The organism is Streptacidiphilus albus JL83 (genome assembly GCF_000744705.1).
Classification (GTDB): Bacteria; Actinomycetota; Actinomycetes; order Streptomycetales; family Streptomycetaceae; genus Streptacidiphilus; species Streptacidiphilus albus.
The window spans coordinates 7,400,938-7,427,525 of sequence record NZ_JQML01000001.1; the positions used below are offsets into that span (position 1 = coordinate 7,400,938).

At 68.8% G+C, this 26,588-nt stretch carries 21 protein-coding genes, 3 tRNA genes and 3 pseudogenes; 12 read left to right on the forward strand and 15 right to left on the reverse strand.

Annotated features, from left to right (window positions below; all coding sequences use genetic code 11):
- The first annotated feature begins 175 nt into the window (after positions 1 to 175).
- Entirely contained in the window at positions 176 to 1,453 is a 1,278-nt protein-coding gene (locus tag BS75_RS32370; RefSeq protein WP_042439975.1) for an MGH1-like glycoside hydrolase domain-containing protein, read from the forward strand.
- A 31-nt stretch (positions 1,454 to 1,484) separates the two neighbouring features.
- On the opposite strand, the gene BS75_RS32375 is transcribed toward BS75_RS32370, so the two are convergent.
- Positions 1,485 to 2,546, reverse strand: coding sequence for a LacI family DNA-binding transcriptional regulator (locus BS75_RS32375; RefSeq protein ID WP_042439976.1), 1,062 nt, complete (start codon positions 2,544 to 2,546; stop codon positions 1,485 to 1,487).
- A gap of 297 nt (positions 2,547 to 2,843) precedes the next feature.
- Here BS75_RS32375 and rhaI point away from each other — a divergent pair, with 297 nt between their 5' ends.
- The 6 genes from rhaI (at position 2,844) to BS75_RS32405 (ending at position 10,653) form a co-directional block, all read left to right on the forward strand.
- A complete protein-coding gene (gene rhaI / locus BS75_RS32380; protein WP_034090779.1) occupies positions 2,844 to 4,010 on the forward strand; it encodes an L-rhamnose isomerase in 1,167 nt (388 codons plus the stop codon).
- Positions 4,011 to 4,099: 89 nt separating this feature from the next.
- The gene (locus BS75_RS32385) at positions 4,100 to 6,163 is read left to right on the forward strand and encodes a bifunctional rhamnulose-1-phosphate aldolase/short-chain dehydrogenase (protein WP_034090780.1); all 2,064 of its coding nucleotides are present in this window, start codon (positions 4,100 to 4,102) and stop codon (positions 6,161 to 6,163) included.
- Between the two features lie 108 nt (positions 6,164 to 6,271).
- Positions 6,272 to 7,756, forward strand: a complete 1,485-nt coding sequence (locus BS75_RS32390) for a rhamnulokinase (RefSeq protein ID WP_034090781.1) — start codon at positions 6,272 to 6,274, stop codon at positions 7,754 to 7,756.
- 40 nt (positions 7,757 to 7,796) lie between these two features.
- Positions 7,797 to 8,552, forward strand: coding sequence for a (Fe-S)-binding protein (locus tag BS75_RS32395; protein WP_034090782.1), 756 nt, complete (start codon positions 7,797 to 7,799; stop codon positions 8,550 to 8,552).
- Positions 8,549 to 9,988, forward strand: coding sequence for a lactate utilization protein B (locus tag BS75_RS32400; RefSeq protein ID WP_034090783.1), 1,440 nt, complete (start codon positions 8,549 to 8,551; stop codon positions 9,986 to 9,988). The genes BS75_RS32395 and BS75_RS32400 overlap by 4 nt, the downstream gene beginning before the upstream one ends.
- Positions 9,985 to 10,653 carry a LutC/YkgG family protein gene (locus BS75_RS32405; RefSeq protein ID WP_042439977.1) on the forward strand — a complete coding sequence of 223 codons (669 nt, stop codon included), beginning with the start codon at positions 9,985 to 9,987 and terminating at the stop codon, positions 10,651 to 10,653. The genes BS75_RS32400 and BS75_RS32405 overlap by 4 nt, the downstream gene beginning before the upstream one ends.
- A gap of 282 nt (positions 10,654 to 10,935) precedes the next feature.
- On the opposite strand, the gene BS75_RS32410 is transcribed toward BS75_RS32405, so the two are convergent.
- From BS75_RS32410 to BS75_RS32420, 3 genes are all read right to left on the reverse strand, one after another.
- A complete protein-coding gene (locus BS75_RS32410; protein WP_034090784.1) occupies positions 10,936 to 12,033 on the reverse strand; it encodes a three-Cys-motif partner protein TcmP in 1,098 nt (365 codons plus the stop codon).
- Between the two features lie 85 nt (positions 12,034 to 12,118).
- Positions 12,119 to 12,874, reverse strand: coding sequence for a DUF5131 family protein (locus tag BS75_RS32415; protein ID WP_034090785.1), 756 nt, complete (start codon positions 12,872 to 12,874; stop codon positions 12,119 to 12,121).
- Positions 12,875 to 13,107: 233 nt separating this feature from the next.
- The gene (locus BS75_RS32420) at positions 13,108 to 13,674 is read right to left on the reverse strand and encodes a site-specific integrase (protein WP_052069919.1); all 567 of its coding nucleotides are present in this window, start codon (positions 13,672 to 13,674) and stop codon (positions 13,108 to 13,110) included.
- A 388-nt stretch (positions 13,675 to 14,062) separates the two neighbouring features.
- Between BS75_RS32420 and BS75_RS32425 the strand changes: the two genes are divergently transcribed.
- Positions 14,063 to 14,138: transfer RNA gene (locus BS75_RS32425), tRNA-Pro, on the forward strand.
- Positions 14,139 to 14,590: 452 nt separating this feature from the next.
- On the opposite strand, the gene BS75_RS32430 is transcribed toward BS75_RS32425, so the two are convergent.
- The 5 genes from BS75_RS32430 to BS75_RS32450 form a co-directional block, all read right to left on the reverse strand.
- Positions 14,591 to 14,662: transfer RNA gene (locus BS75_RS32430), tRNA-Pro, on the reverse strand.
- Between the two features lie 21 nt (positions 14,663 to 14,683).
- Positions 14,684 to 14,756 (reverse strand) — tRNA-Lys (locus tag BS75_RS32435).
- A 35-nt stretch (positions 14,757 to 14,791) separates the two neighbouring features.
- Complete coding sequence (locus BS75_RS32440) at positions 14,792 to 16,180, reverse strand: hypothetical protein (RefSeq protein WP_052069921.1); 1,389 nt, start codon at positions 16,178 to 16,180, stop codon at positions 14,792 to 14,794.
- A gap of 32 nt (positions 16,181 to 16,212) precedes the next feature.
- Positions 16,213 to 17,079, reverse strand: coding sequence for a S1 RNA-binding domain-containing protein (locus BS75_RS51690; RefSeq protein WP_081982811.1), 867 nt, complete (start codon positions 17,077 to 17,079; stop codon positions 16,213 to 16,215).
- Between the two features lie 42 nt (positions 17,080 to 17,121).
- Complete coding sequence (locus tag BS75_RS32450; RefSeq protein WP_034090787.1) at positions 17,122 to 17,961, reverse strand: alpha/beta hydrolase; 840 nt, start codon at positions 17,959 to 17,961, stop codon at positions 17,122 to 17,124.
- Positions 17,962 to 18,142: 181 nt separating this feature from the next.
- On the opposite strand from BS75_RS32450, the gene BS75_RS32455 reads away from it, so the two are divergent.
- Entirely contained in the window at positions 18,143 to 19,366 is a 1,224-nt protein-coding gene (locus tag BS75_RS32455; protein WP_081982813.1) for a PucR family transcriptional regulator, read from the forward strand.
- A 19-nt stretch (positions 19,367 to 19,385) separates the two neighbouring features.
- Here BS75_RS32455 and BS75_RS52335 read toward each other — a convergent pair.
- A pseudogene (locus BS75_RS52335) lies at positions 19,386 to 20,132 on the reverse strand (IS110 family transposase); the annotation flags it as partial.
- A 404-nt stretch (positions 20,133 to 20,536) separates the two neighbouring features.
- On the opposite strand from BS75_RS52335, the gene BS75_RS47145 reads away from it, so the two are divergent.
- From BS75_RS47145 to BS75_RS49590, 3 genes are all read left to right on the forward strand, one after another.
- The gene (locus BS75_RS47145) at positions 20,537 to 20,854 is read left to right on the forward strand and encodes a transposase (protein WP_231607954.1); all 318 of its coding nucleotides are present in this window, start codon (positions 20,537 to 20,539) and stop codon (positions 20,852 to 20,854) included.
- A gap of 972 nt (positions 20,855 to 21,826) precedes the next feature.
- Positions 21,827 to 22,111, forward strand: coding sequence for a type II toxin-antitoxin system Phd/YefM family antitoxin (locus BS75_RS32465; protein ID WP_034090788.1), 285 nt, complete (start codon positions 21,827 to 21,829; stop codon positions 22,109 to 22,111).
- Between the two features lie 104 nt (positions 22,112 to 22,215).
- The gene (locus BS75_RS49590; RefSeq protein WP_197091977.1) at positions 22,216 to 22,401 is read left to right on the forward strand and encodes a type II toxin-antitoxin system RelE family toxin; all 186 of its coding nucleotides are present in this window, start codon (positions 22,216 to 22,218) and stop codon (positions 22,399 to 22,401) included.
- Positions 22,402 to 22,438: 37 nt separating this feature from the next.
- On the opposite strand, the pseudogene BS75_RS43595 reads toward BS75_RS49590, so the two are convergent.
- The 5 genes and pseudogenes from BS75_RS43595 to BS75_RS32495 form a co-directional block, all read right to left on the reverse strand.
- Positions 22,439 to 23,403: pseudogene (locus BS75_RS43595) on the reverse strand (integrase core domain-containing protein).
- Positions 23,404 to 23,419: 16 nt separating this feature from the next.
- Positions 23,420 to 24,241: pseudogene (locus BS75_RS50870) on the reverse strand (integrase).
- Positions 24,156 to 24,974, reverse strand: coding sequence for a hypothetical protein (locus tag BS75_RS32485; RefSeq protein ID WP_081982817.1), 819 nt, complete (start codon positions 24,972 to 24,974; stop codon positions 24,156 to 24,158). The pseudogene BS75_RS50870 and the gene BS75_RS32485 overlap by 86 nt, the downstream one beginning before the upstream one ends.
- 140 nt (positions 24,975 to 25,114) lie before the next feature.
- Entirely contained in the window at positions 25,115 to 26,320 is a 1,206-nt protein-coding gene (locus tag BS75_RS32490; protein WP_034090791.1) for a beta-ketoacyl-[acyl-carrier-protein] synthase family protein, read from the reverse strand.
- Complete coding sequence (locus BS75_RS32495) at positions 26,317 to 26,562, reverse strand: acyl carrier protein (protein ID WP_034090792.1); 246 nt, start codon at positions 26,560 to 26,562, stop codon at positions 26,317 to 26,319. The genes BS75_RS32490 and BS75_RS32495 overlap by 4 nt, the downstream gene beginning before the upstream one ends.
- Positions 26,563 to 26,588: the final 26 nt, after the last annotated feature.

Here is a 26,588-nt window from a genome sequence, read left to right on the forward strand (position 1 = left end):
CCCACCACCGGCGCGAGCAGTACCAGCGCGACGGTCCACATGTACAAGAACAGCGGCACAGCCCGGGCGTTGGACGACGACGTCACGCCGCGGGCGACCAGTTGACCGATCGTTGGCCCTGCCGACCCCGTCCGCAGGGCCAACGATCCGTCAGTCTGCCTATCGAAGGAAAACGATGATCGACCGCTACGCCTCGCTTCTGAACGACCACATAGTCGCCAGCAGCGAGCAGATGACCCGCGAACCCGAGGGCATCCTCAAGCATCCGTACCTGGTCCCCAGCAGCCCCGACTCGCCCTACTACAGCGATCATCTCTGGGACTGGGACTCCTGGTGGGTCAGCGGTTTCCTGGGGCAGGTCGAGGCGCAGAGCGGTGAGCCGGGGCGGTTCGCGCGGTACGAGGAGGGATGCATCCTCAACTTCCTCGACCACACGACCGCCGACGGGGTCATGCCGATCCAGATCACCCCCGAGGGGCCTCTGCGGCACGGCGACTTCGCGGACGGCGACGACGATGCGTATGCGCGCCACCAGAACACCCACAAGCCGGTGATCGCGCAGCACGCGGCCATCCTGGCGCGGCGGCGCGGGGACGCCGAATGGCTCCGGCCCCACCTGCCCAAGCTGGAGGCGTTCCTCACCGGTTACCTGACCCGCCACCTTCACCAGGGGACCGGGCTCGCCTACTGGCAGACGGACTTCGCGATCGGTGTCGACAACGACCCGTCGGTGTACTACCGGCCGGCGAAGAGCACGGCCGCGATCTACCTCAACAGCCTGCTCTACCGCGAACTGCTGGCGTACGGGTACCTGTTGGAGGAACTGGGCGAGTTGGCGGACTCGGTTCGCTGGCGGCGTCGGGCAGAGGATCTCGCGGACGCGGTCAACCGGCACTGCTGGGACGAGCGCGACGGCACCTTCTACAGCGCCGACCTCGCGCTGGGCCCGATCGACGGCGACGACTGGCTGCACAGCGGGGCTCCGCGGGCCTGGTCGTCGTTGCTGCTGCGGGTCGACAGCTGGTCGAGTTTCCTGCCGATGTGGGCCGGGCTCGCGTCGCAGGAGCAGGCGGAGCGGATGGTCGAGCGGCTGCGCGATCGGCGCACCTTCGCCGCGAACTACGGGGTCCGCACCCTGTCCAGGCTGGAGAAGATGTACGACCTGCGGGCCTCGAACAACCCCTCCAACTGGCTCGGCCCGATCTGGGGGATCAGCAACTACATGGTCTTCCGCGGCCTGCTCAGGTACGGCTTCGTGGACGACGCCCGGGAGCTGGCGGAGAAGACGGTCCTGCTGTTCGGGCGCGACCTGGAGGCCAACGGCTGCCTCCACGAGTTCTACCACCCGGACAACGGGGAGCCGATCATGACCAGGAACTTCCAGAACTGGAACTTCCTGGTCCTCAACATGATCGCCTTCCTGGACGGCCGAGGCATGGTGGCCGAGTTCTGAGGCCCGGAGCCGGTCAAGCCCGCTCGGGCGGTCAGGTGGCCGAACGGGTCGTGGGGCGGAGTCGGGGCGGGCCGGTACCGGGGGTCAAGGTGGAGGCCCGGACCACGAGTTCGGGCTGGTAGACAACCTGCCGGTGCTGGTGCTGTCCCTCCTCGGCGAAGGACTCCGCGATCAGCAGCTCGGCCGAGGTGAGGCCGATCTGGAAGGCGGGCTGGCGCACCGAGGTGATCGGTACGGCGGCGGCGCCGGCGAATTCGATGTCGTCGTAGCCGATGAGGGCCACGTCCTCCGGGATTCGGATTCCGGCCGCGAACAGGGACTGAAGCATGCCGATTGCCAGCAGGTCGTTGGCGCAGAACACGGCCGTCGGCCGCGGGGAGAGCCCGAGCAGTCGTTGCCCGGCGTCGCGGCCTGCGGCGATGTCCGGTCGGCCGGTCTCGATCACGGTCAGGGCCTCCGGGGGCAGGCCGGCTTCGGCGAGCGCCTGTCGTGCCCCGCTGAGCCGGCTGCGTACCTGGTGCAGCGCCTTCGGTCCGCCGACGAACACCAGCTCGGTGTGTCCGGTCTCGATGAGGTGGCGTGCGGCCAGGGCACCGCCCAGTACGTCGTCCACGGACACCGAGCAGGCGTTCTCGGCCCCGGCGCCGCGGTCCACCAGGACGACCGGAATGCCGCTGCGCCGCAGCATGCCGACGTCGGATTCGGCGCCGCCGACCGGGGACAGCAGCACCCCGAGTACCTGCTGCTGGGCGAAGTGCGACAGGTACGCGGCCTCCTCCGCCGCATCCTGGCCGCTGTTGCACATCATGACGATCAACCCGGCCTCGCGCGCCGCTTTCTCCGCGCCGCGGGCGACATCCACGAAGAAGGGGTTGCCCATGTCCAGGACGAGAAGCGCCATCACCCGGCTGCGCCCGGCCCGAAGCTGCCGGGCCGATTCGCTGCGGACGTAGCCCAGTCGCGCGATGACGGCCTGGATCCGCGCGCGGGTGTCGGCCGAGACCAGATCCGGGTGGTTGATCACGTTGGAGACGGTGCCGACGGACACCCCTGCCTGCCGGGCGACCTCCTTGATGCCCACCGTGCGTCCCACGTCGTTTCCTCTCAGGCAAGGAGGGGCGCTCAGCCGAGCTGGATGACCTCCGGATACTCGAGGAAGTCTGCCATGCCGAGCAGTCGACGCGAGCCGGGGCTCAGGGCGCCAATCGTGGGTGAATCGTTTTTCCATGGAGCACGGAGGTCTTCCCGACCCTCGGTCGACGGGGCATCGGATGGAAGGTTGGCAACCACTTGACGGGTCGCAGTCCTCGACTTAGTGTCGCAGTGCCCGTGATTGAATCGTTCCAATTCAGCCGCACCCGGATGGTGCCCCAGATGCGAGGACTCTGCCATGACTGACCTGCCTGCGGTGAAGGCCGGGCTGAAGGCCCAGGAGATCGAGACCCCCTCCTGGGGCTACGGGAACTCGGGTACGCGCTTCAAGGTGTTCGCCCAGCAGGGCGTGCCGCGCAATCCGTTCGAGAAGCTGGACGACGCGGCACAGGTGCACGCGGCAACGGGTGTCGCGCCGCGGGTGTCGCTGCACATCCCGTGGGACAAGGTCGAGGACTACGCCGCCCTCGCACAGCACGCCAAGGAGCGGGGCCTGGTACTCGGGGCGATCAACTCCAACACCTTCCAGGACGACGACTACAAGCTCGGCTCCGTCGCCCACCCGGACCCGAAGATCCGCCGCAAGGCCCTGGACCACCTGCTGGAGTGCGTCGACATCATGGACGCCACCGGCTCGCGTGATCTGAAGCTGTGGTTCGCCGACGGCACCAACTACCCGGGCCAGGACGACATCACCGCCCGCCAGGACCGGCTGTCCGAGGCGCTCGCCGAGGTCTACGCACGGCTCGGCGACGAGCAGCGGCTGATCCTGGAGTACAAGCTGTTCGAGCCCGCCTTCTACACCACCGACGTCCCGGACTGGGGCACCTCCTATGCCCACTGCCTCAAGCTCGGCCCGAAGGCGAAGGTCGTGGTCGACACCGGCCACCACGCACCCGGCACCAACATCGAGTTCATCGTCGCGTTCCTGCTGCGCGAGCAGAAGCTGGGCGCGTTCGATTTCAACTCCCGCTTCTACGCCGACGACGACCTGATGGTCGGCTCCGCCGACCCGTTCCAGCTGTTCCGGATCCTGCACGAGGTCGCCAAGAACGGCGGCTTCGATCCGGACAACGGGGTCGTGTTCATGCTCGACCAGTGCCACAACATCGAGGCAAAGATCCCTGCCGTGATCCGCTCGGTGATGAACGTCCAGGAGGCCACCGCCAAGGCGCTGCTCGTCGACCTGGACGCACTGTCCTCCGCCCAGCAGTCCGGCGACGTGCTGGGCGCCAACGCCGTGCTGATGGACGCCTACAACACCGATGTCCGGCCGCTGCTGCGCGAGGTCCGTGAGGAGCAGGGCTTGGACCCGGACCCGCTCGCCGCCTACTGGGCCTCCGGCTGGCAGGAACGCATTGCCACCGAGCGAGTCGGTGGCACCCAGGCGGGCTGGGGCGCGTAGCTCCCAGCCCACTGACCGCGGGTCGCGCCGCTTGAGGGTGCGGTGCGACCCGCACCACCTTGTCTCCGGACCCTGAAGGAAACGCTCCCATGACTGCCACTCCCCATCATTCCGAGGTCGCCGGGCTGCTCGCTCGCTCGAACCGACTGGGCTCCGACCCGCGCAATACCAACTACGCCGGCGGCAACACCTCCGCCAAGGGCACCGCTGTCGATCCCGCGACCGGCCAGGACATCGAACTGCTGTGGGTCAAGGGCTCCGGCGGCGACCTGGGTACGCTCACCGAGGCCGGGCTGGCCGTGCTGCGACTGGACCGGATGCGCGCGCTGGCGCAGGTCTATCCGGGGGTGGAGCGCGAGGACGAGATGGTCGCCGCGTTCGACTACTGCCTGCACGGGCGCGGGGGAGCGGCGCCGTCCATCGACACCGCCATGCACGGCCTGGTCGACGCCGCGCACGTTGACCACCTGCATCCGGACTCGGGCATCGCGCTGGCCACGGCGGCGGACGGCGAGAAGCTGACCGCGCAGTGCTTCGGCGACTCCGTTGCCTGGGTGCCGTGGCGCAGGCCCGGCTTCCAGCTGGGCCTGGACATCGCCGCGATCAAGGCCGCGAACCCGCAGGCGATCGGCTGCATCCTGGGCGGGCACGGCATCACCGCCTGGGGCGCGACCAGCGAGGAGGTCGAGGCCAACTCCCTGCACATCATCCGCGCGGCGGAACAGTTCTTGAAAGAACAGAGCCTCGCCGAACACGGCAAGCCGGATCCCTTCGGGCCTGTGCTGCCCGGGTACGAGGCGCTGCCCGAGGCGGAACGCCGTGAGCGCGCGGCCGCGCTCGCCCCGCTGATCCGCGGGCTGGCATCCACCGACCACCCCCAGGTCGGTCACTTCACCGACGCCGCACCTGTATTGGAGTTCCTCTCCCGGACCCAGCACCCGCGCCTGGCCGCGCTGGGCACCTCCTGCCCGGACCACTTCCTGCGCACCAAGATCCGCCCACTCGTGCTGGACCTGCCCGCCGACGCACCGCTGGACGAGCTGGGCGAGCGCCTTCGACAGCTCCACGCCGCGTACCGGGCCGAGTACCAGGCCTACTACGACCGCCACGCCACCCCCGACTCACCCGCGATCCGCGGCGCGGACCCGGCCATCGTGCTGGTGCCGGGCGTGGGCATGTTCTCCTTCGGCAAGGACAAGCAGACCGCCCGGGTGGCCGGGGAGTTCTACCTCAACGCGATCAACGTGATGCGCGGCGCGGAGTCCGTCTCCTCCTACGCGCCGATCGAGGAGTCGGAGAAGTTCCGCATCGAGTACTGGGCCCTTGAGGAGGCCAAGCTCGCCCGGATGCCCAAGCCGAAGCCGCTGGCCACACGGGTGGCACTGGTCACCGGCGCCGGTTCCGGAATCGGGAAGGCGATCGCGCAGCGACTGGTCGCCGAGGGCGCCTGCGTCGTCGTCGCCGACCTCAACGGCGACAACGCCACCGCCGTGGCGGAGGAGCTGGGTGGGGCGGACAAGGCGGTGGCCGTCACCGTCGACGTGACCAGCGAGGAGCAGATCGCCGAGGCATTCAAAGCTGCCGCGCTCGCGTTCGGCGGCGTGGACCTGGTGGTGAACAACGCCGGGATCTCCATCTCCAAGCCGCTGCTGGAGACCACGGCGAAAGACTGGGACCTGCAGCACGACATCATGGCCCGCGGCTCCTTCCTGGTCTCCCGCGAGGCCGCCCGGATCATGATCGAGCAGCAACTCGGCGGCGACATCGTCTACATCGCATCTAAGAACGCCGTCTTCGCCGGCCCCAACAACATCGCCTACTCCGCAACCAAGGCCGACCAGGCCCACCAGGTCCGGCTGCTGGCCGCCGAACTCGGCGAGCACGGAATCCGCGTCAACGGCATCAACCCCGACGGCGTGGTCCGCGGATCCGGGATCTTCGCGGGCGGCTGGGGCGCCAAGCGCGCCGCGGTCTACGGCGTCGAGGAGGAGAACCTCGGCGCCTACTACGCCCAGCGGACCCTGCTCAAGCGCGAGGTCCTGCCCGAGCACGTCGCGAACGCGGTCTTCGCCCTGACCGGCGGCGAGTTGACGCACACCACCGGCCTACATGTTCCCGTCGACGCCGGCGTCGCCGCAGCCTTCCTGCGCTGACCCGCCCACCGACCGGACCGGTGGCGTGCGCCGTATCCGCTCACCAGATGTGCGCGCCACCGGTTCCTTTTCCTCCCGCATCCCATCCGTACGACAAGGGCAGACACCGTGACCCCCGCAGCCTCCTCCGCCTTCCCGACGGCCTTCGCCGCCGCCGACCTCGGCGCGACCAGCGGCCGGGTCATCGTCGGCCGCGTCGGACGAAACAACCTCGACCTGACCGAGGTCCACCGCTTCCCCAACACCCCGGTCCAGCTGCCCACCGGACTGCACTGGGACATCCTCCGCCTCTACCAGGGCGTTCTCGACGGGCTTCGCGAGGCAGCCCGCACCGCGGAGATCGCCTCGATCGGCATCGACAGCTGGGCCGTGGACTACGGCCTGCTCGACGCCCACGGTGCCCTGCTGGCCAACCCGTACCACTACCGTGACCCGCGGACCCGCGCGGCGGTTGAGGATGTCTGGGCGCGGATCCCGGCCGCGGACCTGTATCGGATCACCGGACTGCAGCACCTGGACTTCAACACCGTCTACCAACTCGCGGCCGCCTCCGAAACATCGCAGCTGGCAGCGGCCCGCACGCTCCTGCTGATCCCGGACCTGCTCGCCCACTGGCTGACCGGCAGCATCGGCGCGGAGATCACCAACGCCTCCACCACCGGCCTGTACGACTCACGCACCGGCACCTGGTCCAAACCGGTCCTCGCAGCCCTCGGCCTGGACCCAGGCCTGCTCCCACCGCTGCGCCGGCCCGGGGATCGCATCGGAACACTGCTGCCCCACCCGGCCGACCACACAGGTCTGCCCGAGGCGACACCGATCACCGCCGTCGCCTCACACGACACCGCATCCGCTGTCGCAGCCGTCCCCGCCACCGGCGACGACTTCGCCTACATCTCCTGCGGCACCTGGTCACTGGCCGGCCTGGAACTCGACGCCCCCGTCCTGACCGACGCCTCCCGGACAGCGAACTTCACCAACGAACTCGGCATCGACAACACCGTCCGCTACCTGCGCAACATCATGGGGCTGTGGCTGCTGAGCGAGAGCCAGCGCGCCTGGGAGACCAAGGGTCTGCCCACACAGCTTCCGGTACTGCTCGCACAGGCCGCCCAAGCGAAGCCCTTCGCCGCCGTCGTCGACCCCGACGCACCCGAGTTCCTCGCCCCCGGCGACATGCCGGCCCGCCTCGCCGCCTACTGCGCCCGCACCGGGCAGAACCTGCCCGACAGCCAGGGCGCAGTCGTCCGATGCATCCTGGAGAGCCTGGCCCTGGCCCACAGGCACACCCTGCGCCAGGCCGCCGACCTGGCCGGACGCGACATCAAGGTCGTCCACCTGGTCGGCGGCGGCAGCCGCAACGACCTGCTGTGCCAACTCACCGCCGACGCCACCGGCCTGCCAGTACTGGCGGGCCCCACGGAAGCCACCGCGCTCGGCAACGTGCTGGTGCAAGCACGCGCCCACGGACTGGTCCGCGACCGCACGGACATGCGTCGCCTTGTGGCCCAGACCCAGCACGTGCGGCACTACACCCCCCGCGGTGGGCAGCAGGCATGGGCCGCGGCGGCGAGCCGGGTCGGCCTGTCGTGATCTCCCAGAACAAGACGAACCGCACGAGGAAGGAGTATTGATGCGCGTCGCACTGTTCGCCACCTGCGTCAACGACGCGGTCTATCCCACTACGGCCATCGCCACCGTCACACTGCTGGAACGCCTGGGCATCGAGGTCGACTTCCCCGCCGAGCAGACCTGTTGCGGCCAGCCGCAGTACAACACCGGCTACCGCCGCGAGACCGAGCCGCTGGTGCGCCGGATGGGACGCGCGTTCGCGGGCTACGACTACGTCGTCTCGCCGTCCGGCTCCTGCGTGGCGATGGTCCGCGACAACTACCTGCGGATCGGCACGAAAGCACGCACGGAGGGCCGGGGGAGCGAACTCACCGAGGTCGCCGAATCACTCACACCGCGGACCGTCGAGCTGACCGAGTTCCTGGTGGACGTACTCGGGGTGACCGACGTGGGCGCCTACTACCCGCACACCGTCACCTACCACCCGTCCTGCCACGGCCTGCGCACGCTCGGCCTGGGGGACCGCCCGCGCCGCTTGCTGGAGGCAGTCAAGGGCCTGGAACTGGTCGAACTGCCCGGAGCGGACGAGTGCTGCGGCTTCGGCGGCACCTTCGCCGTCAAGAACCCCGACGTGTCCGCCGCCATGGGCACCGACAAGATCCGCAACGCCGTCTCCACCGGAGCCGAGGTGCTGTGCGGAGCGGACAACTCCTGCCTGATGCACCTGGGAGGAATGCTCCGACGCCAGGACTCGCCGATCCGCCCCCTGCACATCGCCGAGATCCTGGCCACGACCCAAGCGGAGGCCCACACATGAGCGGCACCTACCTGGGCATGCCCGCCTTCCCCACGGCCGTCCGAGCCTCCACCAAAGACACGCAGCTACGCGCCAACCTCACCCACGCCACCCACACCATCCGCGACAAACGCGCCAAGGCCGTCGCCGAACTGGACGACTGGGCACAACTGCGCGAGGCCGGCAAGGACATCAAGGACCAGACGCTGCACCACCTGGACCGCTACCTGCTCCAACTGGAGACCCAGGTGACCGCCGCCGGGGGAGTGGTCCACTGGGCCACCGACGCCGCCGAGGCGAACCGCATCGTCGCCGACCTGGTCAAGGCCAAGGGCGAGACCGAGGTCGTCAAGGTCAAGTCGATGGCCACCCAGGAGATCGGCCTCAATGAGGCGTTGGCAGCTGAGGGCATCACCGCCTACGAGACCGACCTGGCCGAGTTGATCGTCCAACTCGGCGACGACCTGCCTTCCCACATCTTGGTACCGGCGATTCACAAGAACCGCAGTGAGATCCGCGACATCTTCATCGAGGCCATGGGCCGCTGGGGCCGCCCCGCCCCCGACGGCCTGTCCGACAATCCCGCCGATCTGGCCGAGGCAGCCCGCCTGCACCTGCGCGAGAAGTTCCTGCGCGCCAAGGTCGCCGTCTCCGGAGCCAACTTCATGGTCGCCGAGACCGGCACCCTGGTCGTCGTCGAATCCGAGGGCAACGGCCGCATGTGCCTCACCCTCCCGGAGACCCTCATCTCTGTCGTCGGCATCGAGAAGGTCATCCCCACCTGGCAGGACCTCGGAGTCTTCCTCCAACTCCTGCCCCGCTCCTCCACCGCCGAGCGGATGAACCCCTACACCTCCACCTGGACCGGTACGACTGGCGGCGACGGCCCCGCCGAGTTCCACCTGGTCCTGCTCGACAACGGCCGGACCGCAACCCTGGCCGACGAGGTCGGCCGCCAGGCACTGCGGTGCATCCGTTGTTCGGCGTGCCTGAACGTCTGTCCCGTCTACGAGCGCGCCGGCGGCCACGCCTACGGCTCGCCCTATCCAGGCCCCATCGGCGCGATCCTCACACCCCAGCTCCGCGGCATCCAAAGCGAGGTCGACGCCTCCCTGCCCTACGCCTCATCCCTCTGTGGAGCCTGCTACGAGGTCTGCCCGGTCGCCATCGACATCCCCGAAGTCCTGGTCCACCTACGTGAACAGGTCGCCGACCAGGGCGGTAAAGGCCACCGCCTGGAGGCGGCTGCTATCCGGGCGGCCGGGTGGATCCTGGGCCACCCCGCCGTCCTCGCCGCCGGCGAACGCGCCGCCTCCAAGACCCGCAAACTGCACCCCCAGAAGAGCCCCGGTCCCGGCATCGGCCCCTGGACCGAGACTCGCGACCTACCCGAGATGCCCGCAGAACCCTTCCGCGACTGGTGGAAGAAGAACCGCAGCCCCAAGGAGGGCCGATGAACTCCCGCGAAACGACCCTCGCGCGGGTCCGCGCAGCACTTCGCGACGTCCCGGCACGCGAGTCGGCCAACCCGCGCGACTACCGCAGCTGTCACGTCGCGGACGAACCGACCGTGCTGCTCGATCTACTCCACGAGAACCTCGTCGATTACCGAGCCCACGTCCACCGCACCACGCCCGCCGAGCTCCCGGCCACCCTCGCCCGACTGCTGGCCGCCAGAAACGCCCGCAGCGTGGTCGTCCCCGCCGGGCTGGACCGGAGCTGGCTCCGCGATGTGGACAGCGCGTTGGTTTCGGACAACGCCACGCTCACCGCGGAACACCTCGACGACATCGACGCCGTGGTCACCGGGTGTGCGCTTGCCATCGCCGAGACCGGCACCATTGTGCTCGACGCCGGCCCCAACCAGGGGCGCCGTGCTCTCACCCTCGTTCCCGATCACCACATCTGTGTCGTGGCGGCGGATCAGATCGTCGCCTCCGTGCCCCGGGCCCTGCCTCGCCTCGACCCGCTCCGGCCCCAGACCTGGATTTCCGGCCCCTCCGCGACCAGCGACATCGAACTGGACCGCGTGGAAGGCGTCCATGGCCCCCGCACCCTCGACGTGGTCGTGGTCATCGCGCCGGCTCTTGGGGAAAGCGGTCATCACGCGACCACGACGTGATGGCGCATGAGTGACACATCCGGTTAACCAGGCCGACTGATAGCGCTGTGAGCTGGGACTATTTGCGGAGACCGGCAGCCGAGGCGTACCTGCTTTGCCGTTGTTACTCGACGTTTATCGGGTGCCATGTGATGGCTCACAAGTTGGACCCCGTTCCCTCGGTCGGAACGGTGATGGGCTACGGGATTTCGGACGACACAGCGGCCCGGGGTGCCTGACTGCGTTCACGTGAGCCGTTCCGAGGTGGGCAGAGCCCCAGTCCTCGAACTGATCGGATGAGTGTCAGAAGAGAGCGTCGCTGCGGACGGGTGTGATCAGTGAGGCCTTTAGGATCCTTCCCGGGGAGGTGGTGATCCACTCGTCGGTGCGCATCCTGGTGAGGGAGGCGATGACCTGGCCGGGCCGGTAGACCGTCTCCAGCAGGGCGAAGCGCTGAAGTGAGGTCACGCTCATCGGGGCAGCTGCGGCCTGCAGGTGGTCGATGAGGATGCGCCGCAGGGGGGCGGTGTCGGGCTCGAATTCGAGATCTAGGAGCTGCTGGCCGGTGTCCTTGGGGTCGCGGTAGCGGACGCCGGTGGTGGGGTCGACCTTCCACATGGCGTCCTTCATCTTCTCCACGCCGCGCTCGTGGCGGGTGCCGAAGATGAGGTACAGCAGGTGACTCTTCTCGTCGACCATCTCGAAGGACAGGCTGTGGTCGAAGCCGGCGCGGCGCAAGGTCAGACGGTACTGGTCGCGCAGGAAGGCCGCTTTGTCGCTGCTGTGCTGGCTGAACACGCCCTGCCAGTCCGAGCCGCCGAAGAAGGTGTTGCCGGCCTCGCGGTGGATCCCGTCGGCGGTGGCGAAGCGGACGAGGAACTGGGGCTGGAAGGTGATCAACACCTCGCTGCTGCGATGGCGTGCGATCTGCCGCAGGAGAGCGAAGGGCACCTCGGGGCCGCCAAAGCCGTCGAGGAGCACGAACATCGGGTGCAGGTGGCTGCCCGTGTTCACCAGGTGCGCCAGCAGGTCAGGATGGCAGCCTCCCCGCTCGATACGGGTCTGCAGCCGCGCCAGCTCGGGGCCGCCGGTACTGCGCGCGCGGGCGATCTGCTGCTCCAGCATCGCCTTGCGCCGGGCGTCTTCCTCGACGAGCACCATCTTGACGGTCTTACCCGGCCGTTGGCGCAGAGCGGCAGCCAGGACGTTGTGGGCGATCACCGGTGAACCGGGCTCGCCGTGCTTGTAGATTCCCGGGCCGGCGAAGCCCTCGGCGTAGCTGACGGCTTCGTTTCTGGAGAGCAGGATCGGTGCCCATGCCTGGAGGTACCGGCGCAGCACGTCGTGCTTGGCGGCGGTGTGCGGGTCCCGGTCCCAGACAGGTTCTTTTGGTACCGCCATGTGTCCCCCCATGCGGTGTTGTGAACACGCCTGGAACGAGGATCACACAGCCGCTCGGGCGGCACCAGGGTGCGTGCACGGCCGACTAGGACACGGCCAGGCCTGCACGGGCGGGGAGTTGGTCCCACGTGCGGCCCTGAAGGTCGCGTCCGCCGGCCTTCGGCTTGTGGCCGCCCCACTGCTTGAAGAAGAACGGGATCCCGGCCTCCCCGCAGGAGTCGCGGATGTCGAGCACCCATTGCTGCTCCATGGGGCGATGGCCCGGGCCGGACTCACCACCGGCGATGACCCAGCCGATGCCGTCGAGGTCCAGGGCGGGAAGCGGGCCGAGCAAGGGTTCGAGGGAAAGGAAACGCACTGCTGCCGGCACAGTGCGCAGGTCCTCGATTCGGCTGAGCTGGGAGGCGTTCTCGACCGATACGCCCATCCATAGGTTCGACGGCCAGTCGAGTTGCCCGGCGACGCGTCGAAGGCGCACCGATCGTTTGGTCAGCAGCTGGTAGGTGTGCTGGGGGGTGTCCGCCATGACGTCGAACACCTGGCGGACGAACGGCAGCGGGACCCGGGCGTGGAAGAGGTCGCTCATGGAGTTCACGAACACCGTGCGCGGGGTGCGCCAGCGTCGTGGGATATCGAGAGCGTCTGGATGCACCGCCAGGCCGAAGCCGGGACCGGAGGTACGGGAGTCGCCGTCGTGCTGGTACTTGGCTGCTCCCATCGACTTCAGGCGCTTGGCCAGGGTGAGCGCGTAGCAGTTGTCGCACCCGGCTGAGACCTGGTCGCACCCGGTGGTGGGATTCCAGGTCGCTTCGGTCCACTCGATGGCGCTGCGATCGCTCATGACGGTCCCCCTAACGGGCCCGGGAGAACTCGCGAGCCCCTGTCTGCCGTGCCCAACGAGCGTTAGCCCGAACGGACACGCGATCAGGCCATCATGGCAATCGAACGAATGTTCCGCTAGGGCCGGGTCGGCCCTAGCGGACACTGCGCGGGTCTCCCCGCGGCCGCTGTAGGCAAAGAGACCCGCCGGCACCTGCTGTGGCTCGCGTCGGAGGTTGCTGATCCGCCGGTGCCTCAGGCGGCGAAGCGCAAGGCGGTGGCGGGGCGGTCGGGAATGTGCTGGGCGTCGGCGCGGTCCAGAGCGCTGGCGAGTGCGGCGCCGGTGTCGTGGGCGGCGTACTTGAGGAGGTGCCCGTAGAGGTTGAGGGTGGTGGCCAGGGTGGAGTGGCGCAGGGTCTTGGAGACCAGGGCGATGGGCATGCCCTCGCTGATCATGATAGTCGCGGCGGTGCGGCGCAGGTCGTGCATGCCGATCTCCTCGGTGCGGCGCCGCAGCTGGTCCAGGACCCACTGCGGGCGCAGCGGTGACCGGCCGTCGTGGCACAAGACCAGTCCCTCCAGTGGGGCGCCCGGGGGCATCAGGGCCTGCTGGATGTGGGCCTGGCGCAGCAGGGCGGCGTGGACGCGTGGCGACATCGCGACCCAGCTCATGCTGGCCCTCGTCTTGGGCGGGCCCAGGTGGTAGGTGCTGTTGTTGACCGCCGACAGGGAGTAGCGCACGTAGAAGCTGCGCTCCATGAGGTGGACGTCGCTCCAGTGCAGGCCCAGGACTTCGCCGCGGCGCAGGCCGGTGCCGATCACGTAGGGCGACCGGTGCCCGCTCGGCTCGCTGTTCCTACAGGTGGGGGAAGACCGCCCCGGAGCGCGGGCGATCTGGAGCTGATGTGCCAGTGTCAGGGGAACCCGGGGCCTTCATTGCGGAACAGGCGTCGATTCCAGACTCGACTGGACTGGAATTAAATAACCAATTCCGCTAACAATGGAAGTCTCTGCCATATTTAGCGCTGCATCTTTCGGGATGTCTTGGGGCGGTCCCCATTTCAATGTTCCGGCAATTTCCTGGGGACCAGCTGGGGACCAGGTGCGGGGCGAAGGCGCAGATCGGAGCCCTGGGGACCAGTTGGGGACCAGCTGAACGACCCCCTCGGGAACGCTATGGGCCGTTTTGCACGTCTGGAACGTTCCTGACGTGACTGATGTGCTGTAGTTCGTGCCCATACCTGACTGGGGGTCAGGGGGTCGCAGGTTCAAATCCTGTCGTCCCGACTCGGACGTCAGTCCATAGTCGCAGGCCAGGGGCCGTATCTGATTCATCAGATACGGCCCCTGAGTCGTTTTCGGCGCTACTCGGCGCGAGTGGTTTTGGGAGCATTTGGGAGCCCTCTGCTCCCAGAGGGCTCCCAGCGTCAATTCTGGTTGATTCGGTGTCACCCGATGGGGTCGAGGCGGGGAGTTCTCTCGGCTTCGGGATTGTCCGCATAGGGGCGTGCGGGATGTGGATGCGCCTGTGGACCAGCCAGTAACTCGTTCTGCGAAGCGGGTCGAAACCGTAGGGCGAAGGGGGTCGTCGGGTCAGGGGGTCTTTGTGCTCGCACGTGTCCGCCTGACGGATGGTCAAAGAGGTCAACGGCCGCTCCGGGCCTGTTCGGCGCGATTGCTCCCCGGCAACGGGGGGCGTGGGTCAGGGTGGTGAGTGCCTGAGGTGGTGGGGGCACGGTCGTGGTGGCAGGGCTCGAACCTGCGTCCTCCCGGTCCCGAGCCGGGTGCTCTACCGCGGAGCTTCGCCACGGCCGTGAGGTGTTGGGGGTGCTTCCGGAGACAGGGCTCGAACCTGCGTCCGCCCGGATAAGAGCCGGGTGCTCTACCGCTGAGCTACTTCCGGAAGCACCTTGATCCTCGCGCCCCGTCCCCAGGCCGGTCAACCGGATTCCGACGCGAACAGCTCGCCGGCGGCCGGGCGCAGCGGCTTGCCGGAGAAGACCCCGGCGGTGCGCAGGAGTTGTGCCAGTAGCGGGTCGGCGACGGTGACGCCGTGCACCAGATCTGGGGTGGGCCGGAATGGGGCGGCGCCGTGTGGGCGCCGGCCCGCGGTCCAGCCGGTGGCGACCGGGTTGCGGCCGTGGCGGGCGCAGGCAGCCTCCACTGTGGCCCGGTGGCAGTGTTCGTGTCCGCGCAGGACGAGCCAGGGCAGGGGGAGTTCTGCCCAGACGGGGGTGTCCGGGTGCAGTGCGCCGCCGGTGGCCAGGTGCCAGGCGACCACGTCGGCGGCCATGAGCTTGAGGACCTTGCCGGGGCAGACCGCGTCCAGGACCTCGGCGGCGTCCAGTGCTTCCAGGGCGGAGATCCAGTGGGCGCGGGCGGTGTTCCACGCGGCTGCGGCCGCGTTCCAGGCGGAGGAGTCGTCCCCGCGCTGGACGACCATCCGTTCCCGGTCCATCCGGCACCGCAGGTAGGCGCGCTCCAGCAGGTCGGCGGCCTTGCCGAGCTCCCTGTACCAGAGCCCGAGGAGTCGGCCACGCTGTTCGTCGGTGAGCCGGGCCAGGACCTCGGGCACGGGGTACAGGTGCGCGACCGCCCACCAGTCGGTACCGGCGTGCCCGCGCAGCCGGCGCAGCAACAGGTCGGCGATCTGGTCGTAGGGGCGCTGCTGGCCGGTGACGGTGAACTCGCTGCGCAGGTTGCTGCGAGCGGTCAGATAGGCGACGAAGCAGGCGGTGTCCGGATCGGCGGCGAGCCGCACCGGGTCCAGCCGGGACGCGAGCCCTGACTTGCCGAGCATGATCGCGTCGCGTTCCAAGGTGGCCCGCACCATCGTCGCCAACTTGGCCTCCAGCCGCTGGAGCAGCCGGAACCGCTTGTTGTACCGGCGCTTGGACAGCTCGCCGAGCCCGGCCGCCGCGCGCTGCTCACGGTTGAGGCGGTCGGTCAGGAAGTCGTTGCCGCCGAAGGGCTTGCCGATCTGTTCGCTGGCGGTGCGGATCACCTGCTCGACGGCGGCCGGGTCGTCGGCCGCTCGGTCCCCGAGCCGGTCGATGGCGTCGAAGAGCACCGCGACGGTTGCGACCTGGTTCTGTGCGCCGACGACGGGTGCGAACTCCTCCAGCATCGAGGTGTATCCGTGCCAGGCCAGGCGCAGCGAGCCCCGCGCGGCCACTGCCAACTGGTTCCGCTCGGCATGCGAGAGCCGGCCGTCCAGGACGGCCAGGACCAGGTCGGCGACATCCTCGGGACGCCGACGCAGCCGCACCGAGGCACAGAGTTCAGCCATGGGAGCGGTCGGGCGCGGAAGGTCGGGTTCGTCGGACATGCCTGCCAGCCTGCCCGGCCGCCCGCCCGTTGTCAGGCGGATTTCCGCGATCCCGCCCCGCAGTCTTGCTCAGCGGGGTGCTGGTGCTCCCGGAAGGCTGGTCCGAGGGCGAGGGACACCCGGCGGCGTTCGCGGTCGACGGAGAGGATGCGGACTGTCACCTCGTCACCGACCTGGAGTACGTCCGCAGGGTGGCCGTCGGGCGCTGGGGACAGTTCGGAGACGTGGACGAGTCCTTCCACTGCGCCCGTGAAGGTGCCGCCGAGGAGGACGAATGCGCCGAAGGGCAGGAGTTTGGTGACCCGGCCGGGGACGAGGTCGCCGGGTGCGTTGGTGACCTGGGACAGCGGGTCCGGCTGCATCGCCTTGCGGGAGAGGGAGACCCGTTCGCGCTGCAGGTCCACGTCGAGGACCTGGACAGTGACCTCCTGGCCGACCTGGACGACGTCGGTGTAGTGGTCGTAGCGCTGCCAGCTGAGTTCGGCGGCGTTGATCGAGCCGGTGGTGTGGTCGCCGATGTCCACCAGGACGCCGAAGCTCTCGATCGAGGTGACCGTTCCGGTGCGGATCTCCCCGCGGCGGATCCGGTGGAGTCGGTCCCAGCGCAGGTCCGCGGGGGTGGATGCCTCAGAGTCGTTCCCTGGAGCGACATCGTCGCGGTCGAGCCGCGCACCAACGGGCGGCGCGGCAAGGCATCGCGTGTGTTCATCGGAGTGCGCACCGTCGACGCGAAGTTCTTCACGCTGCCGGGCACCATGGCGGTGTCCGCGGACCGCGCGGAGTTCGTGGACAGGCTCGCCGCCGTCACCAGGTATTGGCAGCACATACGACCCGCGTTCGGTCCTCTGCCAACGAACCCAGTCACCCCAGGTCAGGACGTCAGCATCGACTAACTTCACTGGCCAAGGACAGTGCGAGGCGTTTCGTCAGCAGCCGGGGGGTCAGGCGTGCTGCTTGGCGAAGGTCAATGCGATCTGCGCGACCTCCTGCCAGCCGCTGTCGAACACCAGCGAGTGGCCGCGGCCGGGGATCTCCTGGAGTTCGGTGATGCCGGGGTTGCGCTTCTGTTTCCGATAGGAGGCGGCTGCGATCGGGTGCGGGGCGATGTGGTCCCGCTCTCCCGTGATCAGCAGCAGCGGGCCTCGCCGAGGGTTGGTGGTGTCGACCTTGGCCTCGGTGGCGGGGTTGATGTTCGCGGTGGCGGCCTGGAACAGCGGGATGCCGGAACCCGCCACCGGGTAGGTCTCGTAGAGGCGTTCGGCCTCGCTCTCGGCGAGGGCATTGGCGAAGGAGTAGCGGAACTGGCGGTAGGTCAGTGCCACAGCACGCCGGTAGTTGGCTGGGTTGCCAATGACTGGAAGTGCGGATCGCAGAGCCGATACCGGCAGCGGCAGCACGCCTCGAAACGGTGCGGAGTCGATCGCCACGGACACAGCGGCGAGCCCGCGGCCGGCCAGCTGCTGGGTGATCAGGCCGCCGAAGGAGTGGCCGATGACCACGGGCTGCTGCCGCAGGCCGGTGATGGCCTCGGCCATGTGGTCGGCGACCTGCCCAACACTCTTGCCTGCGAAGGCATCCGGGTTCGCCCGAGCCTCGGCGACGGTGTCGGGATCGTCGGGCCATCCGGGGGCGAGCGTGGTGTAGCCGTTCTCCTCGAAGAACGCCCGCCACGGCTGCCAACTGGAAGCGAGCATCCACAGTCCGTGCACGAAGACGACCGGTTTCAGTCCGGAGGCGTTCGCCCGGTCGATCTCCTGCTGCTCACGAGCGTTGAGACTCATCGCTGCACCACCGTTCGAGGTCGGCTGGGAAGGCGCACTCACTGTCCTCCCCCTCATGAGAGTCTCGCCCGTGACGGGCGGCGAAGTCGATGTCTCCAGGGACACGGCACTTCCCCCAGGATTGTCTGTGGGAACAATGGGAACCTATTTATGAGCATCGAGCAGCGAGTAAGATTGTCTGATGCAACAGTCAGGGTGGGAAGATCCTCTCGGTGCGCAGGTCGAGCGGCTGGGTGCGCAGCTGCTTTGCCAGGCCGAGCAGCTTGCCGATGCTCTGGTCATCCGCATCCAGGCGGCTGTGCCGGCCTACCGCACAGAAGCCGCTATCAGCACCGAGCAACTGCGCCGCACCTGTCTGGACAACATCCACTTCGTGTTCGGTCCGATCGGTCGCACTCCGGCGCTGTCGTCCCCCGAGTCACGGGAGAACGGCAGGCTGCGTGCCAGGGCCGGGGTTCCACTGGCTGCAGTGATGGAGGCCTACCGGGTCGCCGCCCGCTTCCTCTGGGACTGCCTGGCCGGAACCGCCGCGCGCGACGCCGTACCCGCCGAGGTCACGGTGCGCGCCGCCTCCGAGATGTGGATGGTGCTCGACACCTATACCCAGCAGATGGCCGAGGGCTACCGCGAGGAGCTCACCGCCCAGAGCCTCAGCCGCGAACAGGAGCGCTCCGCCTTGATTCGGGCACTCCTGGAAGGCCGCCTGACCGAAACCGGAAGTGCGGACACCGCCACGCTCCTCGGGCTCCCTTCGCACGGCTCCTACGTCGTCATCGCCGCGCAGGTCCCCGGGATCGGCCGCCACGCCGTCACGGACGCGGAGCCGCTGCTCAGGACCATCGGCATGGCCTCGTCCTGGCACCTGCTGCACGACGTCGAGGTCGGCATCGCCCACCTGCCCGACCCTGCCCGCCGACGCGACACACACCGGCTGGACGACCTCGCCGAACTCCTGGGGTCGAGCGCCCTAAGCCACGCCGGGATCAGCCCGCCCTACCACGACCTCGGCAGTACCGCAGCCGCTCTGCGCCTCGCCCGGATCGCCCTCCTGGGCGCATTCGACGGCAGCAGGGTCACCATCTTCGACCACGACCCGTTGGCCGTCGCCGCCGCGAGCGCCCCGGAGATCATGCAACGCGTGGCACGCACCGTTCTCGGCACACTCGAAGGAATCCCGGCCGTGCAACGCGCCCTGCTGCTGCAGACCTTCGGGGTCTGGCTCGACTGCGGCGGCTCAGCCGATCAGGCCGCGACCATCCTGTTCTGCCACCCCAACACCGTCCGGCACCGCCTGCGCCGCCTGGAGGAACACACCGGACGCTCGCTCGCCGACCCTCGCGGGACTGCCGAACTGGCCCTGGCCTTCGAAATCGACCGTCGTCTCCCCGCCGCGTCCACCGGTTGACGAGTACCGGCGCCAGCAGCCGGCTCAGCTCCTCAACGTGCTTCGTCGCCTCTTCGACGTCGGCCGCCGCCTCGGGATGGACCGTCCGTGCCAGGAAGTCGAGCAGGACTTGGTCCGGTCCGTGGGAGAGCTCTAGCCTGGAGTCCTCGAAGATCCAGTCGTCGGGCAGGTCCTTGACTCTGAAGCTCCTACAGATCGTCAAGCCGTAGGAGACGAACCGGGTGCGCCGCTGAATGTGCTGGTCAGGTGGCGGTAGACCTCGCGAGCGACGAAGCGCTTCGCGGACCGCGGTGGGCGCGTTGATGATCAGTGATTTGATCTGGTTGACGGTCTGGGTGCGGGCCTTGACGGCGCTGGCGCGTACCATGCGAAGAGCGCGGATCGCCTCGACAGCGCCGTCACGGTGCTTCGGGATGCCCGTGGCGCGACCGGAGAGTACAGCGGTTGCTGCAGCGTAGGCATCGATGGAGTCCGACTTCCCTGCCGCGCGGCGGGCTCGGCGGTCGGGTCGGTCCACCTCGATGACGGCGATCTGGTTGGCTCGGAGGTAGCGGCCGAGCTCGGCGCCGAAGGAGCCGGTGCCCTCCATGCCCACGACGAGCACCCGGCCGTGGGAGTGCAGCCACTCCAGCAGGCACTGGTAGCCCGCAGGCATTGTGGGGAACGCCTCGGTGGCCAAGTGCCGGCCGATGGTGTCGATGACGGCGGCCTGGTGGACGTCGGTGTGGGTGTCGATCCCGCCGATCACCGCGATGGGCTGTGACATGGTGTCCGAGTTCCTTCCGTGCGCGGCGAATGGGCTCGCGCGCACCGGCCGGCAGACGGACACGACTGTGATGGGACCGCTGGGGTCAAGCTCCTATGAGGTCACGATCGCCAGCCGGTACGCGCAATGGCACCGCTCGGAGGGTCGACGATTCAGAGTGAGGACAGCCGAAGCGTCAATCGGGGATCGGGTCAGACCCTCGAGCGGTGCCTCGCCTATCCTCACAGTCGGGGATCTTGGAGTTCTCCGGTGCGGCTGCTTGATCGGCGGGCATGCTCGGGGCTGTTCATAGACCGATACAGCTGCCGAGGTGCTCGTTGTCCCTCCATCCCCGTTCCGGTGAGCAAGTCCCTTCTCTGACTGCGCGGATCGCGCGAGCGAGCAACCCGGGTGGTACGACGGCGATGTGGGTCAGAGACCGGTTGGACGGGCTGTGGTGCGACGAGGACTTCGCCGGCTGGTACCCGCGTGACGGGCGCCCCGGGCTCTCGCCCGCGCAACTGGCCACCGTCTGTGTGCTGCAGTTCCTGCTCGGTCTGTCGGACCGCCAGGCAGCGGAAGCGGTCCGCTGCCGCATCGACTTCAAGTACGCCATGGCCATGGAGCTGGACGATCCCGGCTTCCACCACAGCGTGCTGGCCGACTTCCGCGAGCGCCTCGCCCAGGACGACCGCACCGCGGTGCAGGCTGCGGCGGTGACGACTTCACCCCAGCCGCGGTAGCGGCTGTGGGAGGCTGTGACCAGGGCCTCGGCGAGTTCGCGCAGCGTGTCCCAGTCGGGCAGGGCAAGATTGCGGGGTTCGTCGAGTTCGTCCTGGGCGAGCTGGAACTGCTTCTGCCAGCACTTGACCGGGGTCGGGTTGACCTCGATCAGGCCGTCACGGCGGGCCTGCTCCAGGGTGCGCCCCAGGATGGCGAGAGCGTTCTTGATGACGGAGGCCGAGAGACCGTCGGCGATCCAGCCGTGGACGGCCCGGTCCAGGACTCCCGGGATGACCAGGGCCGGAGGCAGGTGCCCAAGGGTGGGAACGACCCGCAGTCGCCAGCCCTCCAAGTAGACCGAGTGGCTTTTGGGCTGCAGACCGCGCAGGATCAGTTCCATGTTGGCGTCCCCGTACTCGGCCAGGCTGGCCCCGGCCAGAGCCGGATCCAGGGCACCGCAGGTGGTCTCGGTCAGCATCGTCAGCCAGCGGGTGACCAGCCGGGGGTCCAGCCCGCCCTGCGCGGCCTCGACGAGCAGCGCGGTCCAGGCGTATGCCTGCTCGGCGCTGCCCTGGGAGTGTGAGACGGACACGCGTGCACCGGTCGCGGAGTCAGGCCAGCGCAGTCGGGAGCGGTACGGGGTGGGACGGTCGCGGCGGCACTGGATGTCCGCACCAAGATCGCGGGCGTCGAACGGGGTGGGGGCTACGCTCAGGGAAGTCATGGCCGCAGCATCGGACGGTGAAGGCGCGGGGATCGCGGGAGCGGATATTTATCCGCCATTACGCCCTCCACCTGGGACAATGTCCATCTTAGTCAGAGCGCTCGTGACGGGCGGGACAGGGGAGTGACGGCAGCGCCCGTGGGGCCCGTCGTTCAGCCGATCCGGGGGCCGGATGGCACCTGACGCCTGCTGCGGGGATGCACGATTCAGGGACCGGACGCCGTGCAATTGGTGGCCGTAATTCTGACCGGTCGCTATAGTGGCCTGTATGGAGATCATTCCGATTACCGAGGCGAAGAGCCGGATCGCGGAGCTTGCCGACCGGGTCGCCCGCGAGCACGACCACTTCACCATCACCCGTAATGGGCGCGCCGATGTCATGCTGATCTCCGTCGCCGAGTACGAGTCCATGCAGGAGACCCTTGACGTCCTCTCGGACGACGAGACGCTGGCCGATCTGCGCCAGTCGCGCGAGGACTTCGAGGCCGAGGACACCTATTCCGCCGCTGACGTGCGCGCCGAGCTCGAACGCCGCCGCACAGGCGCGGCGTGAGCAGCGGGCCGCAGGGGGCGCCCGACCCGTACTCCGTCATCCTGTCACGGCAGGCACGCCGGAACCTGCACGAAGACCTCCCGTTGGAGGTCGCCCTCGCTGCCATGGAGACGATCGAGGGAGCCATCGCCGCCAATCCACACCGCGTGGGCAAACCCCTGGAAGAACCCTTCGACGGCTACCACTCCGCGCGCCGCGGCACCTACCGCGTCATCTACCGCATCAATGAGAACAAGCGCACCGTCGAGATCCACTCCATCCGCCACCGCCGCGACGCCTACCGCAACTGACCTTGACCCGTACCGCTCGAAAAGTCATCGCTGCACGTCACGCCACGTATCGGTACTCGTTGATGGTGCCGCCGAGGCGGCGGGTGCGTAGGAGCCTGCGGCTCTTTGGGTCCTCGATGGTGGTGGGTTGTTCGGCGGAGTTGGGTGGGCGTTGCGCTCGGGCTTGGTGTGGCCGGTGCTCGTTGTAGTGATCCTGGTATTCGGTGAGAACTTGGCGGGCGTGGGCTTCGTTGACGATCAGGATGTGGTCGAGGGCTTCGCGGCAGATGGTTCTGATGACCCGTTCGCAGTGGGCGTTCATGCGGGGTGCTCGTGGGGCGCTGAGCAGGACGTTCATGTCCTCGGCCTGGAAGACGTCGTCGAAGGGCTTGGTGTATTTGGTGTCGCGGTCGCGCAGGACGAACCGCAGGGACTCCATGCGGGTTCTGAGGTCGGTGGCGAGGTTGCGCGCCTGCTGGGCAGCCCATTCTGCGGTGGGGTGGGCAGTGACGCCGGTGATGTGCAGGCGGCGTGTGCCGTGTTCGAGGAACACCATGGCGTACAGGCATGTGCCGGGCGCGGTGTCGACGTGGAAGAAGTCCGCGGCGATGATGCCCTCGGCCTGGGCCGTCAGGAACTCCCGCCAGCTGGGTCCGGTGCGGCGCGGGGCGGGGTCGAGGCCGGCGGCTGTGAGGATCTCCCACACCGTGGACGGCGCGATCGGATGCTCCAGCTGGGCGAGTTCGCCCTGGATCCGGCGGTGGCCCCACTGAGGGTTCTCGTTCGCCAGGCGCAGCACCAGCCGTTTGAGCGCGGCCGCGGTCGGTGGCCGACCGGTGCGTCGGCGGCGCGTGGAGTAGTCCCATTTCTTCGCGAGTAGTCTGCGGTGCCAGGTCAGGAGGGTGCCGGGGGTGACAGGCTCAGTACCAGCAGTTGGGCGTCCTTGGCGGTGCTCCGGCGCAGCAGGACGGCCGGTATGGACAGCAGGGTGCGGGCGGCGCCGTACAGCCGCGACACGATCATCACGTCAGCATCCCAGTCACCGCCGACAGCCACGGGCACCAGCGCTCAGCTGCAGCGATGACTTTCCGAGCGGTACAGGGTGCAGCGGGCGGGCGTTGGCGATGCACTGGTGCGGCCGGTGCCCGTTGTAGAACGTCTCGAACTCGCGCAGGGCGTGCAGGAGGTGGCGCTGGTCCCAGACCAGTGTGCGGTCCAGCAGTTCTCGTCTGCGGCATCCGAACACCGCTGAGCACGACCTTGATTCCCGCGTCCCTGAGCACGTTGCCGAACAGCTGGGGGAACTTCCCGTCCCGGTCCCTGATCAGGTAGCGGGCCCGGCAGCCGGAGTCCTCGATGTCCATGATGAGGTTCTTCGCGGCCTGGACCACCCAGGGCCCGGTCGGATTCTCGGTGGCGTCCAGGATCCGGCTTCGGCGGTTGGCGTGCTCGATCACGGCGAATGCGCAATGGCGGGCGCCGGACAGGGCGACGGTCCCGAAGAAGTCGCATGCCAGGAGCGCGTCGGCCTGGGAGCGCAGGAAGTCCGCCCAGGTGCTCGATGCGCGATCGGGGGACGGCTCGATGCCGGCTTCCTTGAGGATCTCCCAGACTGTGTATGCGGCCACCTTCGCCCCGAGCATCAGCAGTTCACCGTGCAGACCAGGGCGCGGATCGAGTGCACGGTGCGGGGCCGGCCTGCGCGCTTGGGGCTGGGCTGGGCGGTGTGTCGGCGGGCGGCCATGTCTCGGTGCCGGCGCAGGACGGTCTCTGGTTCACGGATGGCAGTCCCACGCGGGCGAAGCGGCGGCTGTGTCGCGCAGAGCGATCCGGATCTGGGCGCTCGGGAGTCGCTCGGTATAGGCGAATCCGCAAGGGCGGATGGCCGTGATGCCACCTTGTTCTCCGAGGTACAGCACCGCGCCATAGCGAGGGCGACCTTCCGGATCTGTCCAGGACGCGTCCGCGAGGGCTGGGCGGGCGCCCAGCATCGCGGTCATCGGGGCGATCGTCCCGTGATCCCGCAACTCCACCGCCATGTCCTGGGCTTGCTGCCCTGCCCACATCGCGGTGAAGACAGCGAGGACCAGTACCGTCGCCAGGGCCTGGAGCACTCCGGGAGAGGGCGAGCGGCCGAGCACGTACATCAGCGGGCCGAAGCCGATGAGGCCGCACGAAGCTGCGGTCAGGACGGCTACCGACGGAGAAGGAAAACGGCTGACGCTGGTGAAGTACAGCAGGCTGCCGAGCAGGACGGCGACAGTCAGACCGCGTGCGGTCGGTCGTGTCCACAGGTAGGCCAGCGGGGCGTGCAGGAGGACCCGGCCCATGAGGAGAGCGGCGGAGAACCCGGACAGGAACACCAGGCAGGTCAGCACCGCGGTGAGGACGCCGACGCGGACGAGCAGTGTCTGCTTGTCGATTCCGGCCTCTTCCGGCGTGATGCCAAAGACGGAGAAGTACTGAGTCAGTGCCCAGTAGCCGACTGCGAAGATCAGCAGGCCCATCAGTGCGAGCACGGTCGCCAGGAGTTGCAGGATGTCCTTTGCGGACGCCGGCGGCTGCGGCTTCGTTGTGGTGTCGGTGTGGGGCAAGGGATTGGCCGTCTGGCATCGGAGTTGGCGGGGGAGACGGGGCGGTTGTCGGGTCACGGGTTCACGTCCGCTGCGGGTAGCCGGTCTTCGGGGTCTTCGGGGAGCTGTGCAGGCGGCGTGCCAACGCAGCCTTCGTCCATTCAGGCGGAGGCGAGGATGGCCACGGCGTTGTGGCCGCCGAAGCCGGCGGAGGTGCTGAGGGCGATGCCGGAGGCCAGGGTCCGGGGGGTGCCGGAGACGACGTCGAGGTCGATGCCGGGGTCGAGCTGCCGCAGACCGGCGGTGGGAGGGACCTTGCCCGCGTTGAGAGCGAGAACGGTCAGGGCTGCTTCGATGGTGCCCGCGGCGGCGAGGGTGTGTCCGAGGGCGCCCTTGGCGGAGGTGACCGGTGGCCGGTGCGGGAAGACCCGCCGCAGGGCCGTGCCCTCGATCCGGTCGTTGGCCTTGGTCGAGGTGCCATGGGCGTTGATGTGGCCGACGTCGGCCGCGGTGACCCCGGCGTCGGCCAGGGCGGTGCGCAGGGCCTGTTCCAGGCCGCGGCCCTCCGGTTGGGGCGCGACCAGGTGGTGGGCGTCGGTGGCCGCCCCGTAGCCGATCAGGCGGGCCAGCGGCGCGGCCCCGCGGGCCGCGGCGAAGGCGGGGCGCTCCAGGACGAGCGCCCCGGCGCCCTCGGCCATCACGAAGCCGTCCCGGTCCGCGTCGAAGGGGTGCGATCCGTGCCGGGACAGCGTTCCGACCTGGGCGAAGCCGGTCATGATCAGCCTGCTGACAGCCGCTTCCGAGCTGACGACCAGCGCGATGTCGCAGTGGTCGAGGGCGAGCAGGTCCCGGGCGACGCCGAGCGCGGTCGTGCCCGAGGCACAGGCAGTGGTGACGGACAGGCCGGGCCCGGTGATGCCGAAGTGGAGGGAGACGGCGGCGCCGAGCATGTTGGCCATGTAGCCGGTGAGGAAGTACGGCGAGACCCGGTCCGGGCCGTCGGCGGCCAGGCGGGCGCTTGCGGTGTCCTGGGCGCGGGTGCCGCCGAAGAGGATGCCGCCGACAACGGCGACGCGGGCCGGATCCCAGCCGGAGCCGGGCAGGTCGGCCTGTTCGAGGGCCTGGGCCGTCGCCACCAGGCCGAAGCGCGTGTAGGGGTCCAGGTGGGCGCAGCCCGGCCAGGACAGGACGGGGTGGTCGAGTGCCGTCACCCGGCAGCTGAGGTCCACGGGCAGGCCCTGCATCTCCGGGTCGTGGGCGGCGGTGGGGCGGCCGGCGAGCACCGATGCCCAGGTGCTCGCGACATCGGTTCCGCCGCTGGTCACCAGGCCCAGGCCAGTGACCACCGCGGTGGTGTCGCGGGTCACGGCGCCTCCTTCCGCTCGTTGATCCGCGCTGCCAGCTCGCCCAGGGTTCCCCTGCGCAGCTCGTCGTCGCCCACGGTGACGGCGAAGTCGTCGTGGATGGTGATGGCCATTTCGACGATCATGAGGGAATCGATGAGCAGATCGGTCATGGCGGCGTCGGCCCCGACCGATTCCGGGGGATTCTGGAATTTCCCGACGAGCGCTCTCTGGAGGAGTTCGAGGATGGATTCCTCGGAATTCATTGCATTGCCACCTTTCTACGACGAGA

Excerpts from the sequence above, each read along its gene's own strand:
- BS75_RS32450 (WP_034090787.1), bottom strand. The coding sequence starts at position 17,961 with ATGAGTCTCAACGCTCGTGAGCAGCAGGAGATCGACCGGGCGAACGCC.
- BS75_RS32405 (WP_042439977.1), top strand. The coding sequence starts at position 9,985 with ATGAACTCCCGCGAAACGACCCTCGCGCGGGTCCGCGCAGCACTTCGC.
- BS75_RS47145 (WP_231607954.1), top strand. The coding sequence starts at position 20,537 with ATGTGGGTCAGAGACCGGTTGGACGGGCTGTGGTGCGACGAGGACTTC.
- BS75_RS49590 (WP_197091977.1), top strand. The coding sequence starts at position 22,216 with ATGGAGACGATCGAGGGAGCCATCGCCGCCAATCCACACCGCGTGGGC.
- BS75_RS32395 (WP_034090782.1), top strand. The coding sequence starts at position 7,797 with ATGCGCGTCGCACTGTTCGCCACCTGCGTCAACGACGCGGTCTATCCC.
- BS75_RS32455 (WP_081982813.1), top strand. The coding sequence starts at position 18,143 with ATGCAACAGTCAGGGTGGGAAGATCCTCTCGGTGCGCAGGTCGAGCGG.
- BS75_RS32400 (WP_034090783.1), top strand. The coding sequence starts at position 8,549 with ATGAGCGGCACCTACCTGGGCATGCCCGCCTTCCCCACGGCCGTCCGA.
- BS75_RS32410 (WP_034090784.1), bottom strand. The coding sequence starts at position 12,033 with ATGGCGGTACCAAAAGAACCTGTCTGGGACCGGGACCCGCACACCGCC.
- BS75_RS32370 (WP_042439975.1), top strand. The coding sequence starts at position 176 with ATGATCGACCGCTACGCCTCGCTTCTGAACGACCACATAGTCGCCAGC.
- BS75_RS32465 (WP_034090788.1), top strand. The coding sequence starts at position 21,827 with ATGGAGATCATTCCGATTACCGAGGCGAAGAGCCGGATCGCGGAGCTT.
- BS75_RS32415 (WP_034090785.1), bottom strand. The coding sequence starts at position 12,874 with ATGAGCGATCGCAGCGCCATCGAGTGGACCGAAGCGACCTGGAATCCC.
- BS75_RS32440 (WP_052069921.1), bottom strand. The coding sequence starts at position 16,180 with ATGTCCGACGAACCCGACCTTCCGCGCCCGACCGCTCCCATGGCTGAA.
- BS75_RS32495 (WP_034090792.1), bottom strand. The coding sequence starts at position 26,562 with ATGAATTCCGAGGAATCCATCCTCGAACTCCTCCAGAGAGCGCTCGTC.
- rhaI (WP_034090779.1), top strand. The coding sequence starts at position 2,844 with ATGACTGACCTGCCTGCGGTGAAGGCCGGGCTGAAGGCCCAGGAGATC.
- BS75_RS32385 (WP_034090780.1), top strand. The coding sequence starts at position 4,100 with ATGACTGCCACTCCCCATCATTCCGAGGTCGCCGGGCTGCTCGCTCGC.